This is a genomic window from Salinispora tropica CNB-440, assembly GCF_000016425.1.
Taxonomy (GTDB): Bacteria; Actinomycetota; Actinomycetes; order Mycobacteriales; family Micromonosporaceae; genus Micromonospora; species Micromonospora tropica.
In genome coordinates this window covers 3855433-3871844 of sequence record NC_009380.1, presented here as the reverse complement: position 1 = coordinate 3871844, position 16412 = coordinate 3855433, and the positions used below count along the sequence as shown (strand labels likewise).

Genomic DNA, 16412 nt, shown 5'->3' with positions numbered 1-16412 from the left:
CACCCGAGAGACGCCGTGGGCCCGGCGCGGAACACTCCCACGCCGGGCCCACCAGGACGGTCGGTCAGCTGTCGCCGCCGGTCTCACCGACCGGGGCGGCCCCGACGTCGTCGATGGCGTACTTCTTGGCCGCCTCGGCGGGAACCCCCGCCGGTACCGCGCCGCGGAGAGCGAGCTGCCGCAACGTCGCGACCACGATTGACTCCGCGTCCACGTGGAAGTATCGACGCAGCGCGTGCCGGGTGTCCGACATACCGAAGCCGCAGGTGCCGAGTGAGGTGTAGTCGCCGGGCACCCAGCGGGAAATCAGATCCGGCACCGCGCGCATCCAGTCGCTGACCGCGACCTTCGGCCCGTCGGCGTCGGCCAGCTTGGCCGCCACGTACGGAACCTGCTGCTCCCCGGTCGGGTTGAGCAGGTTGTGCTCCTCCGCCTGGACCGCGTCGCGGCGCAACTCGGTCCAGGAGGTCACGGACCAGACGCTGGCGGCCACCCCCCAGTCGCGGGCAAGCAGGTCCTGCGCCTTGAGCGCCCACTGCAGGCCGGTGCCGGAGGCGAGAAGCTGTGCCGGCGGGCCGTCCACCTGGGGCGCCGGCGAGTACCGGTAGATGCCCTTCAGGATGCCCTCGACGTCGACCTCTGCCGGCTCCGCCGGCTGCACGATCGGCTCGTTGTAGACCGTCAGGTAGTAGAAGACGTTCTCCTGCGCCTCGCCGTACATACGGTGCAGGCCGTTCTCCACAATGTGCGCGATCTCGAAGGCGAACGCCGGGTCGTAGGCGACCACCGCCGGGTTGGTGGCGGCGATCAACAGCGAATGACCGTCCTCGTGCTGGAGGCCCTCGCCGTTGAGCGTGGTCCGTCCGGCGGTCGCGCCGAGCAGGAAGCCCCGGGCCATCTGGTCGGCCGCCGCCCAGAGCCCGTCCGCGGTCCGCTGGAACCCGAACATCGAGTAGAAGATGTACATCGGGATCATCGGCTCGTTGTGTGTGGCGTACGCGGAGCCGGCCGCGGTGAAGGAGGCGACCGAGCCGACCTCGTTGATGCCCTCGTGCAGGATCTGCCCGCCCGTCGCCTCCTTGTACGACAGGAACAGCTCCCGGTCAACCGAGGTGTAGCGCTGGCCGTGCGGCGAGTAGATCTTCCGTGTCGGGAAGAGCGAGTCCATACCGAAGGTGCGGGCCTCGTCCGGGATGATCGGAACCCAGCGCTGGCCAAACTCGCGGTCCTTCATCAGGTCCTTGAGCAGGCGGTTGAAGGCCATCGTGGTGGCCACCTTCTGCTTACCGGAACCGCGCTTGACATCGGCGAAGCTCTCTGGACCGGGGATGGTCAGCCGCTTCGTACCGGGCCGTCGGGACGGCAGGTAGCCGCCGAGCTGCCGGCGGCGCTCGTGTAGGTACTCGATCTCGTCGGACTTCGCCTCCGGCCGGTAGTACGGCGGCAGGTAGGGGTTCTCTTCCAGCGCCTTGTCCGGGATGTCCAGGTAGAGCCGGTCGCGGAAGGTCTTCAGATCATCCAGCGTCAGCTTCTTCATCTGGTGGGTGGCGTTGCGCCCCTCGAAGTGCGAGCCGAGCGTCCAACCCTTGATGGTCTTGGCCAGGATCACCGTCGGCTGCCCGGTGTGCTCCACCGCCGCCTTGTACGCCGCGTAGAGCTTCCGGTAGTCGTGGCCACCCCGCTTCAGGTTCCAGATCTCGTCGTCGCTGAGGTGCTCGACCATCTTGCGGGTCCGCGGGTCACGGCCGAAGAAGTGCTCCCGGATGTATGCCCCGGACTCCGCCTTGTAGGTCTGGTAGTCACCGTCGGGCGTGGTGTTCATCAGGTTGACCAGGGCGCCGTCGGTGTCCCGGGCGAGCAGTGGGTCCCACTCGCGGCCCCAGACGACCTTGACGACGTTCCAGCCGGCACCCCGGAAGAACGCCTCCAGCTCCTGCATGACCTTGCCGTTGCCGCGGACCGGTCCGTCCAGGCGTTGCAGGTTGCAGTTGATGACGAAGGTGAGGTTGTCCAGCTCCTCCCGGGCGGCCGTCCCGATCGCGCCCAGTGTCTCCGGCTCGTCCATCTCGCCGTCACCGAGGAACGCCCACACGTGCTGGTCGGAGGTGTCCTTGATGCCGCGGTGGTGCAGGTAGCGGTTGAACCGGGCCTGGTAGATGGCGTTGACGCCGCCGAGGCCCATCGAGACGGTGGGGAACTCCCAGAAGTCCGGCATCAGCCGGGGGTGCGGGTACGACGGCAGCCCGCCACCGGGGTGGGACAGCTCCTGGCGGAACCCGTCGAGCTGGTGCTCGCTGAGCCGCCCCTCGAGAAACGCCCGCGCGTACATGCCGGGGGAGGCGTGCCCCTGGTAGAAGAGGTGGTCGCCGCCGCCCGGGTGGTCCTTACCCCGGAAGAAGTGGTTGAAGCCGACCTCGTAGAGCGAGGCCGAGCTGGCGAACGTCGAGATGTGTCCACCGACGCCGATGTCCGGCCGCTGGGCCCGGTGTACCAGCACCGCGGCGTTCCACCGGATGTAGGCCCGGATGCGCCGCTCGACGTGTTCGTCGCCGGGGAACCAGGGCTCCCGCTCGGGTGCGATGGTGTTGATGTAGTCCGTGGTGGTCAGGGATGGCACCCCGACCTGACGCTCGCGGGCTCGTTCCAGCAGGCGCAGCATGACGTAGCGGGCGCGTTTCGTCCCGCGCTCGTCGACAACACCGTCGAGCGACTCGACCCATTCGCCGGTCTCGTCGGGGTCGATATCCGGAAGCTGGCTCGGCAGACCGGCACTGATCACCGGGCGCTTGCGTTCCGTGGCCACAGGCGTTCCCTCGGTTGGATTTTTGGTCAGGTTATAGCGTCATCCTGCCCTCTCGGGGCACTCCCCGTCACTTCACCTGTGGGAGACGCGACGCTCGACACAGGTACTCATCGGTAACCTCATCGGGGGTGGCCTGACGGTGTCTCGGCGTCACAGGTCGGCCACGCCGGCTGCGGGCAGAATCCACACCATGCATACCGAGGTGATAACAGTGCAGACCGGCTCGCGCCTCACCGTCCGGAACATCACCACCGAGGCGGACCGGTTCGTGGCCGGACAGGGGGACGGCCTGCTGCACGTCTTCGTGCCCCACACCACCGCCGGGCTCGCGCTCATCGAGTTCGGTTCTGGGTCCGACGACGATCTACGCCGGGTGCTCAACGACCTGCTGCCCTCCGACGACCGGTGGCGACACCGGCACGGGGCCCCCGGCCATGGGCGGGACCATCTGTTGCCCGCCTTCCTGTCGCCGTACGCGACGCTTCCGGTGTGTGACGGGCGGCTCGTGCTCGGCGCCTGGCAGTCGCTGTGCCTGGTTGACCCGAACGGAGACAACCCGACACGCCAGGTCCGCTTCTCGTTCCTGCCCGGCTGACCGGCCCCGGCGGTTCGGTCCTCGGCCGTCGCCGGGCCCGACGAGCAGAAACCTCCTCGATCGGAGCGGGGTCCCGACACCGCTGCCGTCGTGTGGGAATCGACCACTTCAACTGTTGCGGCGGGTAGGGTACTGGTCATGGCGCATCGCACCATCCAGCGGGCGGACTCCCCGGAGAGCAGCCGGTCCGAGCTGGCCGGGGACGCCATCCGCAGGATCATGCAGATCGCCTCGATCATCCGGCAGGACCAGGAAACCGACATCACCCGGCTGGGGCTCACCCCCGCCGTGGCCCGCGCCCTGTACGAACTCGACCCAGACCGGCCGCTGCCCGCCCGCGAACTCGCCGAGCAACTGCGCTGCGACCGGTCCAACGTCACCGCTCTGGTAGACCGGTTGGAACAGGCGGGCCTGGTCGAGCGTCGGATCGACCCCGCCGACCGGCGGCAGAAGACACTCGTGGTGACCACAGTGGGGCGGCGCATGCGGGTGCGGGTCCACCAAGCGATGTCCGAATCCCGGCCCCTCTCCGGTCTCAGCGATACGGAAATCAACGACCTGCGCGCACTGCTGACCAAGATGTCCGACCGCGGCTGCCCGGAAGCCGGCGAAGTGGAGTAGACCGGGCCGCCCCCGTCGTGTCCCACTGGGCACGCCGGGCCTCGGTCGGTAATGCTGTCCGACGTGACCACCCAGTACGACCTTGACGAGCGGCTCCGTGTGGGATTGGGGGCGCTGGTCGCCGCCCAGCGTCACCGGGACCCCTCCCGGCCGGTCCGCGAGGAGGCATCGCTGACCGGCGCGCGGGTCCTGGAGCTGTTCGACGCTCAGATCATCAGCCGCCAGCTCGACCTTGCCGGCCGCTGGCTCCGCAGCTTCGACGAGGGCTTCTACACCATCGGCTCGGCCGGCCACGAGGGCAACGCCGCCGTCGCCGCCGCGCTCCGGCCGACCGACCCGGCCCTGCTGCACTACCGCTCCGGTGCGTTCTACTGCGTCCGCGCTGCCCAAGCCGGCGGTGATCGCACCCCGGACGACCACGCCGCGGCCACCGCCGGCACGGTCGAGGGCACCTGGGGTGCACCGGCAGGCGGCGTGGAACGGCCCCTCGCCCCCGAGTACGCCGAGGCGGCCCGCGACGTGCTGCGCGGGATGGTCGCCTCGGCTCGGGAGCCGATCGCCGGCGGCCGGCACAAGGTCTTCGGCCGCGCCGACCTCGCCGTCGTGCCGACCACCTCCACCGTCGCCTCGCACCTGCCCCGCGCGGTCGGTCTGGGGCTGGCGGTGGAGCGGTCCCGCCGGCTCGACGGGAACACCGCACCCGACAGCGCGCCGTGGCCGCCAGAGTCCGTCGTGCTCTGCTCCTTCGGCGACGCGTCGGTGAACCACGCCAGCGCCACCGCCGCCCTGAACGCCGCCGGCTGGTACGACCACAACGGGCTACGCCTGCCGGTCCTGTTCCTCTGCGAGGACAACGGCCTCGGCATCAGCGTGCGGTCCCCGCAGGGTTGGGTCGCGGCGGTCCTGCGCGCGAAGCCGGGAGTCCGCTACCTCACCGCCGACGGAACCGACCTGGTCGAGGCGTACGCGATGGCGGCCGAGGCGGTGCAGTGGGTCCGTCGACACCGCCGGCCGGCCGTGCTGCACCTGTCGACTGTCCGACTGATGGGCCACGCCGGCGCGGACGCCGAGACCGCGTACCGCACCACCGACGAGATGACCGCCGACCTCGAGCGGGATCCGCTGCTGGTCACCGCCCGGCTGCTCACCGGGGCAGGCATCGCCACCGGTGCGGCCCTGCTGGCCCGGTACGACGAGATCGGCTGGCAGGTCCGCCGGATCGCCGAGGAGGTGCTGGAGGAGCCGAAGCTGGCCGATCCGGCGGAGATCCTCGCCCCGCTGGCACCACGGTGGCCGGGCCGGGTCGCCCAGGCCGTCGCCGCCGCCGCGGCCCGCGCGGAAGGTCCCGGCGCGGCTGCCCGAGCCGAGGCCTTCGACGGAAGAACGCCTGAGCTGGCCGGCCCGTTGACCCTCGCGGAGAGCATCAACGCCGCGCTCGCCGACGGCCTGCTCGACCACCCACGAATGGCCGTGTTCGGTGCGGACATCGGCGCGAAGGGCGGGGTGTACGGGGTGACGAAGGGGCTGCGGGAGCGCTTCGGGGCCACCCGGGTCTTCGACACCCTCCTCGACGAGACCTCGATCCTCGGGCTCGGACTGGGCGCCGGGCTGGCCGGGATGTTGCCGGTGCCGGAGATCCAGTACCTCGGGTATCTGCACAACGCCGAGGACCAACTGCGCGGCGAAGCCGCCACCATGCAGTTCTTCTCGCAGGGCGCCTACCGGAACCCGATGGTGGTCCGGATCGCCGGGCTGGCGTACCAGCAGGGGCTCGGTGGTCACTTCCACAACGACAACTCGGTGGCTGTACTCCGGGATATCCCCGGCCCGGTGGTCGCGGTGCCGGCACGGCCGGACGATGCCGCGCCCATGCTCCGCACCTGCCTGGCCAGTGCGGCAGTGGACGGCAGCGTCTGCGTCTTCCTGGAGCCCATTGCCCTCTACCACACACGCGACCTGCGCACGGAGGGCGACGGGGAGTGGCTCGCCGAGTACGCGGGGCCGGGCTCCTGGGCGAGCGCGCAGGTGCCGATCGGCCGGGCCCGCGGCTACGGTGTCGGCTCGGCCGGCGACATCACGATCATCACCTTCGGCAACGGGGTCCGGCTGTCGCTGCGTGCCGCCGCGGTGCTCGCCGAGGAGGGGGTCGGCAGCCGTGTGGTTGACCTGCGGTGGCTGGCGCCGCTGCCGGTAGCCGACCTCATCCGGGAGGCCACCGCGACCGGCCGAGTCCTGGTCGTGGATGAGACCCGGCGGTCCGGCGGCGTGGGGGAGGGGGTCATCGCGGCCCTGGTCGATGCCGGATACGTCGGAGCGGTGCGGCGTGTCGCGGCAGCTGACTCGTTCGTACCATTAGGCCCGGCGGCCCGTCAGGTACTGGTCACCGAGGATGCCATCACCCAGGGTGCCCGCACGCTCCTGGCAGGGTAAATTCCGTTCCACCCGGTGTGCCACTTGCGCGCCGAGCCGCAACTGTGTGGACTTGGCTCACGGCGTCGACCGACGCCGTGAGCTGGACGAAAGAGGAGGCACGCGACAGTGAGCGCGACCGCTGGTCAGGCCGCCGACGGAGTACGCAGCCTGGCGGACCGGTTCGGAATCGAGCCGGGGATGGTCGTCATGGAGATGGGGTACGACGACGACGTCGACCAGGATCTCCGAGACGCACTGACCAACCGCTGTGGGGAACTGGTTGACGAAGACACCGACGAGGTGGTCGACGCGGTGCTGGTCTGGTACCGGGACGGCGACGGTGACCTCTTCGAGCTGCTCGTTGATGCCCTCGGCCCGCTGGCCGACAGCGGAATCGTGTGGCTACTGACGCCGAAGGCCGGACGCGATGGGCACGTGGAACCCAGCGAGATCGCCGAGTCCGCGCCAACTGCCGGCCTGCAGCAGACATCCACGATCAACGCTGGTCGGGACTGGAGCGGTGCCCGGTTGGTGCTGCGCCGCGGCTCTAAGAGCAAGAAGTAAGAAGTAAGTAGCTACTCCCATACCGCCCAGCTCGTGCCGTATGGCAGGCTTTCGTGACGTTGACCCGACCGCAAGGAGCTCCGCATGCCCATCGACGTTGGCGCCCAGGCGCCGGACTTCGTGCTCAAGGACCAGAACAATCAGGAGGTTCGGCTCGCCGACTTCCGCGACAAGCGCGCGGTGCTCCTGGTCTTCTACCCTCTCGCCTTCAGCGGTGTGTGCCAGGGTGAACTGTGCGAGGTACGGGACAACCTGAACCAGTACGTCAACGACGACGTTCAGGTGCTCACCGTCAGCGTGGACTCGGTGTACTCCCACAAGATCTGGGCGAACCAGGAGGGCTACGAGTTCCCGCTGCTCTCCGACTTCTGGCCGCACGGCGCGGTCGCCCAGGCCTATGGGGTCTTCAACGACATCGGTGGCATCGCCAACCGGGGCACCTTCGTCATCGACAAGGCCGGTGTGGTCCGCTTCGCCGAGATGAACATGCCGGGTGAGGCCCGGGACCAGCAGGGCTGGCGCAAGGTGCTGGCCGAGGTGACGGCCGCCTGACACCTGGTCGGCCGTCGGGGCGGGGCCGGTGGCGGCAGGGTAAGCTTGCCAGCCTCCGGCCCGTCCTACCGGCGCCCGGGGCGCGTAGCTCAGTGGGAGAGCACTCGCCTTACAAGCGAGGGGTCGCAGGTTCGAAACCTGCCGCGCCCACCCCGTACCACCAGCACTACCGACGGCCCGTGGTCAGTTCTCCGGGCCATGATCCCCCGAAGGCTCACCGCGTTCGGATTTCTCGTATCCACCGGGCGGGAGGTCGCCCGGACCGCGGACGAGATAGATCGCCACCAGCAACAGGTAGGCCAGCAGGCTGAGGATCGGATTGACAAAGACGATCGCGAAGGCGAGCAGGTAGAGCAGCGGGCGGACGAGGTACCGGCGGGAGACCGACGCCGCCAGTCGGGGATCGAGATCCGGGTTGAGTAGCCCGTGCGAGCGCGCCCACCACCAGCCCAGATTGAAAAACAGCGCTTCGCCGAGGACTGCACCGACGTAGATCGCGGCCGACAACTGCTGGTCCACATCGCTGCCCCGAAGATGGTCCGACAGCTGGTTGGCCGTGAACGGGATGGCTGCCACGAACATCAGCATTATCAGGTTCAGCACCAACAGCATCTGGTCGACCCGGACCACGTATCGCCAACTGTTGTGGTGGGTCAGCCAGATCTGGCCGACGATGGCGAAGGTGATGATGTAGGCGAGGAAAGCCCGCCACTCCTGCTGGAGCCTCGACACCAGGTCCGTGTCGGCAGCTCCACTCGGGTTGAACTGGAGCAGCTCCACCGCCATCAGCGTCAGGGCGACAGCGATCACGGCATCGCTGAAGGCCTCCACCCGGACTGTGTCCCGGGACATCTCGCTGTCTCGCCGAAACCGGTGTCTCGGCCCTCCACCCGCCTGCGCCACGTCATCCCTGTCCCCGCTGGATCCGCACACCTGATCGTCGCCCGGCGGGGGTGGCGTGCGTGGCGAAACCGCCCTCGGACGGCCGGAGCGGACCACTTTCGAGGGGGCCGGGTGCGGGTGCTGGTCAAAGGGTGCCGCGAGCGTGCTACGACGAATACGGCCGTGGCACCGGCTTCGCCTGGTGCCGACGGTTCACCAACGGGGAGGCTGCGCCGGAGAAGCGGCAGCAGGAAGCACGTCGTCGAGTCGTCGAAAACGTAGGCCGCGTCCGATGAGAACTGGAAGTGCGCGTTCGACGCCGGCGGCTGTCTCCGACCCGGGTCGGTTGAAGTGTGCCAGCAGGATTCCGCCGGGGCGGAGCCGCAGGAACTGCTCGTAGACCTGGTTGGCGCTTGCGGTGGCGCCCGAGTCGCCGTTTACGCTGAACATGACGATCCACTCACCCATCGCCCGGGACACCTCTGTGGCCACGTTGTCAGCGTGGGCTGTTCCGGGGCGGAAGAACTGTGGTTGGAGGTCGTAGTTGGTGGCCATCCACGTGTGCATTCCGGCGATCTCGTCGTACACCTCGCCAACGCTCTTCGTGCCGGCGATTCCGTACGCGGTGCGACCGGTAACTGATAACGGACGATGGTTGGTGCCGTGATTGCCGATCTCGAACAGGGGGTCGGCGACGAGGCTTTCGAACTCCCGGCGATGGCTGGTCGCCCAGCGTTGGTTGACAAATAACGTCGCCGGTACGCGGTGCGCACGTAGGGTGTCGATCAGCCGCTCGTCGTAACCGCTGCTGTCGCTGCACGCGTCGAATGTCAGGCAGACGGAGTCACGAGCCAACGGGGTGTCGGTCGGGAACGTCGACCAGGAATTCTCCGGGTGTAACCCCCAGTAGTGTGGTGTCCGGGCACCGTACTGGTTGATGATCTCCTGCCGGGGTGGTAGCGCGCCGGTGGCGTTAGCCGTTGGTGATGGTGGCGCGGGGCTGGCGCCTGTCTCGACGGGCCCTGTCCAGGCAGTACCGTTTCCCTGGGGACTGCGGTCGGTCCACCATGGGGCTAGTTTCGCCCCGGCGAGGACAGTTAGCCCACCGAGCGTTCCGACGCCGGTCAGCGTCATCAGTTTTCTGCGACTGACTGATTGTTTCGGTTGTTCTCGACTTCTGGCTTCCTTCGGCCTGCCTGTCATTAGGGGATCATACTGACCAACGTGAGGTATGTTCGAATTTTGTCGAGGCTCGAAGGCTCCGGCACGGCTCGTGAGTTTCCGCGGTAGGCCTTGAACAGTCAGTACCGACGGCGACCTCCGCGCCATAGGATCGCCGGTATGCACGGTGGCGCGGGGCGGGACCGACCTCGCTGGGTTCTCATGCCGTTGCTGGTGTGGCCGTTCTCGTCGGCGGGGCGCCGCCCGCCATCGGCGAGACGGCGTGGTGCGGGCCGCCGGAGGCCGGGTGGGCAGCCGTGAGTTACGCCGAGGTCAGCGGGCTTCGAATGTGGTACGAGTGGCACGGCACCGGACGCCCGCTGGTGTTGCTGCACGGCGGCTTCGGGTCGACCGACATGTTCGCCCCGCTCCTGCCAGCACTGACGGAGCGGCGCAGGGTCCTTGCGGTGGATCTTCAGGGGCATGGCCGTACCGCCGACGTGGGCCGTCCGCTTCGGTACGAGTCACTGGCCGACGATGTCGCCGCTTTGATCATGAGGCTGGGTTTGCCCGAGGTTGACGTGCTCGGATACTCGCTGGGCGGCGGGGTGGGGCTGCGTACCGCGATCCAGCATCCGGACCTGGTCGGCCGACTGGTGGTGGTCTCCGCGCCATGCCGCCAGCAGGGCTGGTACCCAGAGACCCTCACCACGATGGCCCAGCAGGACGAGGCGGCGGGGGAGCGGATGCGGGGTACTCCAGCACATCGGCGCTACGCCCGGGTAGCGCCCCGGCCGGCGGAGTGGCCCCGGCTGTGGGCCAAGTCGGGGGAGCTGCTGCGGCGCGAGTATGACTGGTCGGCGGAGGTGGCCGCCCTCGTCCTGCCCACACTGCTGGTCTTCGCCGACGCGGACTCGGTGACCACCGCGCACATGGTGGAGTTCTACGGGCTGCTCGGCGGCGGTCACCGGGACGCCGGATGGGACGGCACCGGTCGGTCGGCGGCTCGGTTGGCGGTGCTGCCCGGCCTCACCCACTACGACATCCTCTCGTCCCCGGCCCTGCCGGCGGCGGTGCTGCCCTTCCTCACCCACCCCGCCGGTCCACCCGGCTGACGCCGGACCCCGGTCAGGGCGACGGTCACCCGCCCCCCGCCCGGCCGCTCCTGAACCGCCGCGCGTCCAGGGCAGGACTGTTCCTCGGCGTACCGGGAAATCCGCCTGGACGGACCCGGGAGGAGCGACGGATGACAGCTGGCACCGGCCTGACCATCGGTGTGCTCGGCTCGTACGGCGGTCGCAACCTTGGTGACGAGGCGATCCTCACCGGCCTTCTGACCGACCTGCGCGAGCAGGAGCCGAACGCACGGATCATCGTCTTCTCCCGCAACCCCGATCACACCCGGACGGCTCACCCGGAGGTGGAGGCGGTGCCGTGGGAGGGGGTGAGCCGCACCGACTCGTCCCCGCTGCTGGCCCAGCTCGATCTGCTCATCCTGGGGGGCGGCGGCATCCTCTACGACCAGGAGGCCCGCCGCTACCTGCGGGTGGTCCGGGTTGCGCAGGAGCGCGGCCTGCCGCTGCTCACCTACGCGGTGGGGGTCGGCCCGCTCAGCGAGATGGTGGACACCGGGATGGTCCGCGAGACGCTGGCCGGGGCGACCCAGGTCACGGTGCGGGACCAGGAGTCTCGGATGCTTCTGGAGGAGGCTGGGCTGCTCAACCCGATCACGGTCACCGCGGATCCGGCGTTTCTCCTGGAGCCCGAGGACTTCCCCGTGCACCTACTCCGGGAGGAGGGGGTGCCAGCGGGCCGGCGTCTGGTCGGCATGAGTGTGCGGGAACCGGGGCGGGCCGCTGAACGGCTCGATGTCGACGGCTACCACCGGCTCCTGGCCCAGATCGGCGACTTCCTGGTACACCGAATCGACGCCGATGTCCTCTTCGTCCCGATGGAACGGGACGATATCCGGCACTCCCACGGCGTGCTGTCACACATGGTCGCCGCCGAACGGGGGCGCATCCTGCACGGCAGCTACTCCCCCCAGCAGGTGCTCGGCCTGATGCGCCACTTCGATCTGGCGGTCGGCATGCGGCTGCACTTTCTGATCTTCGCCGCGATGGTGAACACCCCGTTCCTCCCCCTGCCGTACGCCGGCAAGGTCTTCGACCTGGCCCAGCGGCTCGGCGTCCCCGCCCTTCGCGGGGTGGAGCGGGAGGTCGAGGGCCCGCTGCTGGCCGAGGTCGACCGGCTGTGGGACGAACGGGAGCAGCGCGCCGAGGCCACCGCCCGGCGGGTCGCCGAGGTGTGCGAGGAGGCCCGGGGCACCTCGAAGGTAACCCGCTCGGTGCTGGAGAGTCTCCGGACCCGGTCGTTGGTCTCCGTGGAGGGGTGAGCCGGTCAGACCGCCGGGCCCCGCCAACAGTAGCGCCACCTCCGGGCATCTCCCCCCACCGTCTCCAGCTCGTAGATCTCGGCTTCGGCGAGCCCGCCGTCGCCGAGGTGGTGGTGGGTCAGCGGTGGGCGACCGTTCGGGTCCAATTCGACGGTGACGGTCTGCCCGTCGGACGAACCACCGGCCAGCGGAATCTCCACGGTTGGCGCCATGCGCCCATCCTGCCCCGACCGGCGGGACCGCGTAGCGGAAGCGCCGCCCCCGGAAAACGGGTACAGCTCAGGAACAGGTCTGCTACAGCGGTGAGGAGCCTCGCTGCCGCCCCGCCTATCCTGGGCCGGGGCGCCAACGAGGGGAGAACGCGTGCTGGTTGTCCACGGGTCGTGGCGGCTCGGCATCGGGCTCGCCATCTGGGCCGAGGACAGCGCGTCGCCGCCTCGGGCGCCGCGCCGGGCCGGGCGGGCGCCCCGCGAGCGACCCCACCCGTTCGCCGCCGGTCACCCCGTGCTTGCGGCAGCTCTGGCCGAGGTCGCCGAGCCGACCGAGCCCGGCACGGCACTGCTCACCCTGCCCACCCGAGCTGGTTCGCCGCTGGACTCGCCGGAGCTGGTCCGCACCGCGTCGGTCGAGCCGCTCCGTGGGCCGGTCACGTTGGCCGGGTGGCGGGTGCCCGCCCTGGTTTACGCCCCGGACGCCGCCCTGTCGCTGCTCTCCCAGATCACCGCGGCCGGCGCTCTACCTGACGCCGTACCCGGTGCCACTCTGCGTCACCTCGCGGAGCTGGCGGCCTTCGCCGTGGACCTCGCCGCCCGTGGTCGGGTCCTGCCCGGCGTCCGGCCACCGAAGGAACGTGCCAGCGCCGCCTGGGCGGTGTGGCAGCCCCTGCTCACCGGCGTGGACGCTGGCTGGGCCCGGGCCCTCGCCCTCGCCCTGCCGCCCGCGGTCCGTGCCGCCGTCGAGATCGATCCGGCTCCACTCGCCGTACCCGGCGGACCGGAAACGCCCGCCAACGGTGGTGTGCCGCCGCAGGCTCGTACGAGGCGACCGACCGCAGCCGCCGGGGAACCAGGTGAACTGGTGGTCGAGGCGCTCGACGCGCTCACCGACGCGGCCGTACGGGCTGCCCTCGCGGAGACCTCCCTTACCCGGGGAGCCCGTCCGCGGGGCGCGGTCGCGGCCTGGCTCGCGGCGCTCACCGGCCCGCGTCGTGACTTCACCGCCGACTCGGCGGAGCTCGACACCCTGCGCGGTGAGTTGGACGCCTGGCAGCGCGACGCTGTGGGAGGTTCGGTCCGGGCCAGCTTCCGGCTGGTGGAGCCGCCGACGGACGGACTCTTTGAGGCGGCGGCCGGGGGGCTGGCCGCGGCCGAGGGGTCGTGGCGGGTCGAGTTCGGCCTACAGCCGGCCGACCAGCCGGGTCTGCATGTTGACGCCGTGCGGATCTGGCACGAGTCGGCGGCCCTACCGGGCCCGGCCGCTCCGCAGGAGGCCCTGCTGACCGAGTTGGGGCGGGCCAGCCGACTCTGGCCGGAGCTGAACTCGGCCCTGCGCACCGCCACTCCAGAGGCGCTGGAGCTGGACGCCGCGGGCGCGCATCGCTTTCTACGCGACGGCGCGCCGGTGCTGCACGCAGCCGGGTTCGCGGTGCTGTTGCCCTCGTGGTGGCAGCGTCCGTCGTCCCGGCTCGGCGCTCGACTACAGGCCCAGAGCCGTACCGCCCCGGGCACCGTCGCCGGGGCTGGCGACGGGGTGGGGTTGGATGCCCTGGTCGACTACCGCTGGGAGGTGTCCCTCGGCGACCAGCCGCTGACCGCCGAGGAACTGGAGTCGCTGGCCGCGCTGAAATCTCCGTTGGTCCGCCTGCGTGGGCGCTGGGTGGAGCTGGACCCGAAACGTCTCGCCGCCGGCCTGCGGCTGCTCCGTTCCGCCGGCGAGCTGACCGTCGGCGACCTGCTGCGGCTCGGCCTCTCCGACCCTGCTACCGACGCGCTGCCGGTGCTCGAGGTGGCGGCCGACGGTGCGTTGGGTGACTTGCTCGCCGGAGCTGTGGAGCGGCAACTCACCCCGGTGGACGCGGTTCCGTCGTTCCAGGGCGTTCTCCGCCCCTACCAGCGGCGAGGGCTGGCCTGGCTGTCCTTTCTGCAGTCCCTCGGCCTCGGCGGGGTGCTCGCTGACGACATGGGTCTCGGCAAGACGGTACAGCTACTCGCGTTGCTCGCTGGTGACCCGCCGGGCGTCGGTCCGACCCTGTTGGTCTGTCCGATGTCACTGGTCGGTAACTGGCAGCGGGAGGCGGCGACCTTCACCCCGGGCGTACGGGTCCATGTGCATCACGGCGCCGAGCGGGCCCGCGGGGCGGCGTTCACCGCGGCGGTGGAGGCAGCGGACCTGGTCCTCACCACCTACACGGTGGCTGCCCGCGATGCGGGGGAGCTGGCCGGGGTCGACTGGCATCGGGTGGTGGTGGACGAGGCACAGGCCATCAAGAACGCCTCGACGCGGCAAGCCGAGGCGGTCCGGGCGTTGCCCGCCCGGCATCGGATCGCGGTCACCGGCACCCCGGTGGAGAATCGGCTCGCCGACCTCTGGTCGATCATGCAGTTCGCCAATCCCGGTCTGCTCGGCCCGGCCGCCGAGTTCAAGAAGCGGTACGCCGAACCGATCGAGCGACACGGCGACGCGGAGGCGGCCGAGCGGCTGCGCCGGATCACCGGCCCGTTCGTGCTGCGTCGCCTCAAGACCGACTCTTCGGTTATCTCCGACCTGCCAGAGAAGCTGGAGATGGAGGTGGTGTGCAACCTGACCGCGGAACAGGCTGCCCTCTACCGTGCGGTGGTGGACGACATGATGGCCCAGATCGAGTCCAGCGAGGGCATCGAGCGACGTGGGCTCGTGCTGGCCGCCATGACCCGGCTCAAGCAGGTCTGCAACCACCCGGCGCACCTGCTGCGGGACAACTCGGCGCTGGTCGGCCGCTCCGGCAAGCTGGCCCGGCTGGAGGAGATCCTCGACGAGGTGCTTGTCGCGGGGGAGAAGGCCCTGCTCTTCACCCAGTACGCCGAGTTCGGCGGCATGCTGCGCGGCCACCTGTCGGCCCGGTTCGGACAGGAGACGCTGTTCCTGCACGGCGGCGTCGGTAAGGCCGACCGGGACGCGATGGTGACGCGGTTCCAGTCCCCGGACGGCCCCGCGCTCTTCGTACTCTCGCTCAAGGCCGGTGGTACCGGTCTCACCCTGACCGCGGCCAACCATGTCGTGCACGTTGACCGCTGGTGGAATCCGGCGGTGGAGGACCAGGCCACGGACCGGGCGTTCCGCATCGGGCAGCGGCGGCGCGTTCAGGTCCGCAAGTTTGTCTGCGCCGGCACGGTGGAGGAGAAGGTCGCCGCGCTCATCGCCGACAAGCGTCGGCTCGCCTCGACGGTGGTGGGTGCCGGTGAGCAGTGGGTTACCGAGCTGTCCACGGCGCAGCTGCGGGAGCTGTTCCAGCTGGAGTCCGGGGCGGTGGCCGAATGAGCCCACGGGATACCGGCAGTGACCAGCCAGGCCGCCCGGCCAACCGGTTCGCCGAGTACGGTCCACCCCGCAGGGTCGAGGGCGGGCTGCGGGCACGGAGCACCCGTGGCGCGATCGGCACCTCCTGGTGGTCCCGCCGTTTCCTGGAGGTGCTGGAGTCCTTCGCACTGGGCACTCGCCTCACCCGTGGTCGGTCGTACGCCCGGGCGGGGCAGGTGCTGCGGTTGGACGTGACGCCGGGCGAGGTGACGGCCGCTGTGCAGGGCTCGCGATCCCGGCCGTACGAGGTGCGGATCACGCTGGCGCCCTTCCCGGCGACGCTCTGGGCCCGAGTGGAGGAGGAGCTGGCCGCGCAGGCGTTCTTCAGTGCGCGCCTACTCGCCGGTGATCTCCCCGCTGAGCTGGAGGAGCTATTCGTCGCGGCTGGTGCGCCGCTCTTCCCGGTTGGCCTGGCCGAGCTGGGCCAGTGGTGCAGCTGCCCCGATGGCGCCGTGCCGTGCAAACATCTCGCCGCGACCTTCTACCTACTCGCCGAGGCGTTCGACGCCGACCCGTTCGCGCTGCTGCACTGGCGCGGCCGTGGCCGAGACGAGCTGCTGGACCGGCTGCGGGTGCGCCGGGGTGGTGCCGCTGCCGTACCCGAGCGGTCCGATTCGGACGAGGTGTCGTCGGCGCCGGTGACCGGTGCCGCGCGGTCGGTGGCGGGTCTGCCGCCAGCGTCGCTGGCCGACGCGGTGGACCGGTTCTGGTCCTCGCCGGTTCCGCTGCCCGACCGGCCGCCAACGTTGGCGACGGGGACCGAGCTGCTGCTACGGCAGCTCGGTGCGCCTGCCCCGGCTATCGGTGGCCCCGGGCTGGTGGAGCGACTACGCCGAGCGTATCGGCGGCTCGGCGAGCAGGGCACCGGCTGA

13 protein-coding genes and 1 tRNA gene are annotated in these 16412 nt (G+C 70.2%); 10 read left to right on the top strand and 4 right to left on the bottom strand.

The window, feature by feature from the left end:
* Positions 1 to 64 precede the first annotated feature (64 nt).
* A complete protein-coding gene (gene aceE / locus STROP_RS16915; RefSeq protein WP_012014581.1) occupies positions 65 to 2803 on the bottom strand; it encodes a pyruvate dehydrogenase (acetyl-transferring), homodimeric type in 2739 nt (912 codons plus the stop codon).
* A gap of 190 nt (positions 2804 to 2993) precedes the next feature.
* Between aceE and STROP_RS16910 the strand changes: the two genes are divergently transcribed.
* The 6 genes from STROP_RS16910 to STROP_RS16885 all read left to right on the top strand — a co-directional run bounded on the left by STROP_RS16910 (position 2994) and on the right by STROP_RS16885 (position 7697).
* A complete protein-coding gene (locus tag STROP_RS16910) occupies positions 2994 to 3398 on the top strand; it encodes a YjbQ family protein (RefSeq protein ID WP_026275451.1) in 405 nt (134 codons plus the stop codon).
* Between the two features lie 138 nt (positions 3399 to 3536).
* Positions 3537 to 4019, top strand: coding sequence for a MarR family winged helix-turn-helix transcriptional regulator (locus STROP_RS16905; RefSeq protein WP_012014579.1), 483 nt, complete (start codon positions 3537 to 3539; stop codon positions 4017 to 4019).
* Between the two features lie 51 nt (positions 4020 to 4070).
* Positions 4071 to 6449 (top strand): transketolase C-terminal domain-containing protein, encoded by a 2379-nt coding sequence (locus STROP_RS16900; protein ID WP_012014578.1) that lies wholly within the window; start codon positions 4071 to 4073, stop codon positions 6447 to 6449.
* A 108-nt stretch (positions 6450 to 6557) separates the two neighbouring features.
* Complete coding sequence (locus STROP_RS16895; RefSeq protein ID WP_012014577.1) at positions 6558 to 6995, top strand: DUF3052 domain-containing protein; 438 nt, start codon at positions 6558 to 6560, stop codon at positions 6993 to 6995.
* 84 nt (positions 6996 to 7079) lie between these two features.
* Positions 7080 to 7547 (top strand): peroxiredoxin, encoded by a 468-nt coding sequence (locus tag STROP_RS16890; protein ID WP_012014576.1) that lies wholly within the window; start codon positions 7080 to 7082, stop codon positions 7545 to 7547.
* A 78-nt stretch (positions 7548 to 7625) separates the two neighbouring features.
* Positions 7626 to 7697: transfer RNA gene (locus STROP_RS16885), tRNA-Val, on the top strand.
* Positions 7698 to 7730: 33 nt separating this feature from the next.
* Here STROP_RS16885 and STROP_RS16880 read toward each other — a convergent pair.
* Positions 7731 to 8399 (bottom strand): TMEM175 family protein, encoded by a 669-nt coding sequence (locus STROP_RS16880; protein ID WP_026275452.1) that lies wholly within the window; start codon positions 8397 to 8399, stop codon positions 7731 to 7733.
* A gap of 243 nt (positions 8400 to 8642) precedes the next feature.
* Positions 8643 to 9563, bottom strand: coding sequence for a polysaccharide deacetylase family protein (locus STROP_RS16875; protein WP_026275453.1), 921 nt, complete (start codon positions 9561 to 9563; stop codon positions 8643 to 8645).
* A 344-nt stretch (positions 9564 to 9907) separates the two neighbouring features.
* Between STROP_RS16875 and STROP_RS16870 the strand changes: the two genes are divergently transcribed.
* Together STROP_RS16870 and STROP_RS16865 are read left to right on the top strand one after the other, a co-directional pair.
* Entirely contained in the window at positions 9908 to 10705 is a 798-nt protein-coding gene (locus STROP_RS16870) for an alpha/beta fold hydrolase (RefSeq protein ID WP_012014573.1), read from the top strand.
* Between the two features lie 131 nt (positions 10706 to 10836).
* Entirely contained in the window at positions 10837 to 11985 is a 1149-nt protein-coding gene (locus STROP_RS16865; protein ID WP_012014572.1) for a polysaccharide pyruvyl transferase family protein, read from the top strand.
* Positions 11986 to 11990: 5 nt separating this feature from the next.
* Here the strand turns inward: STROP_RS16865 and STROP_RS16860 are convergent, their stop codons facing one another.
* Positions 11991 to 12197, bottom strand: coding sequence for a hypothetical protein (locus tag STROP_RS16860; protein WP_018831565.1), 207 nt, complete (start codon positions 12195 to 12197; stop codon positions 11991 to 11993).
* A gap of 151 nt (positions 12198 to 12348) precedes the next feature.
* Between STROP_RS16860 and STROP_RS16855 the strand changes: the two genes are divergently transcribed.
* A complete protein-coding gene (locus STROP_RS16855; protein WP_012014571.1) occupies positions 12349 to 15501 on the top strand; it encodes a DEAD/DEAH box helicase in 3153 nt (1050 codons plus the stop codon).
* Positions 15498 to 16412, top strand: a complete 915-nt coding sequence (locus tag STROP_RS16850) for an SWIM zinc finger family protein (RefSeq protein WP_012014570.1) — start codon at positions 15498 to 15500, stop codon at positions 16410 to 16412. Before STROP_RS16855 ends, STROP_RS16850 begins: the two co-directional genes overlap by 4 nt.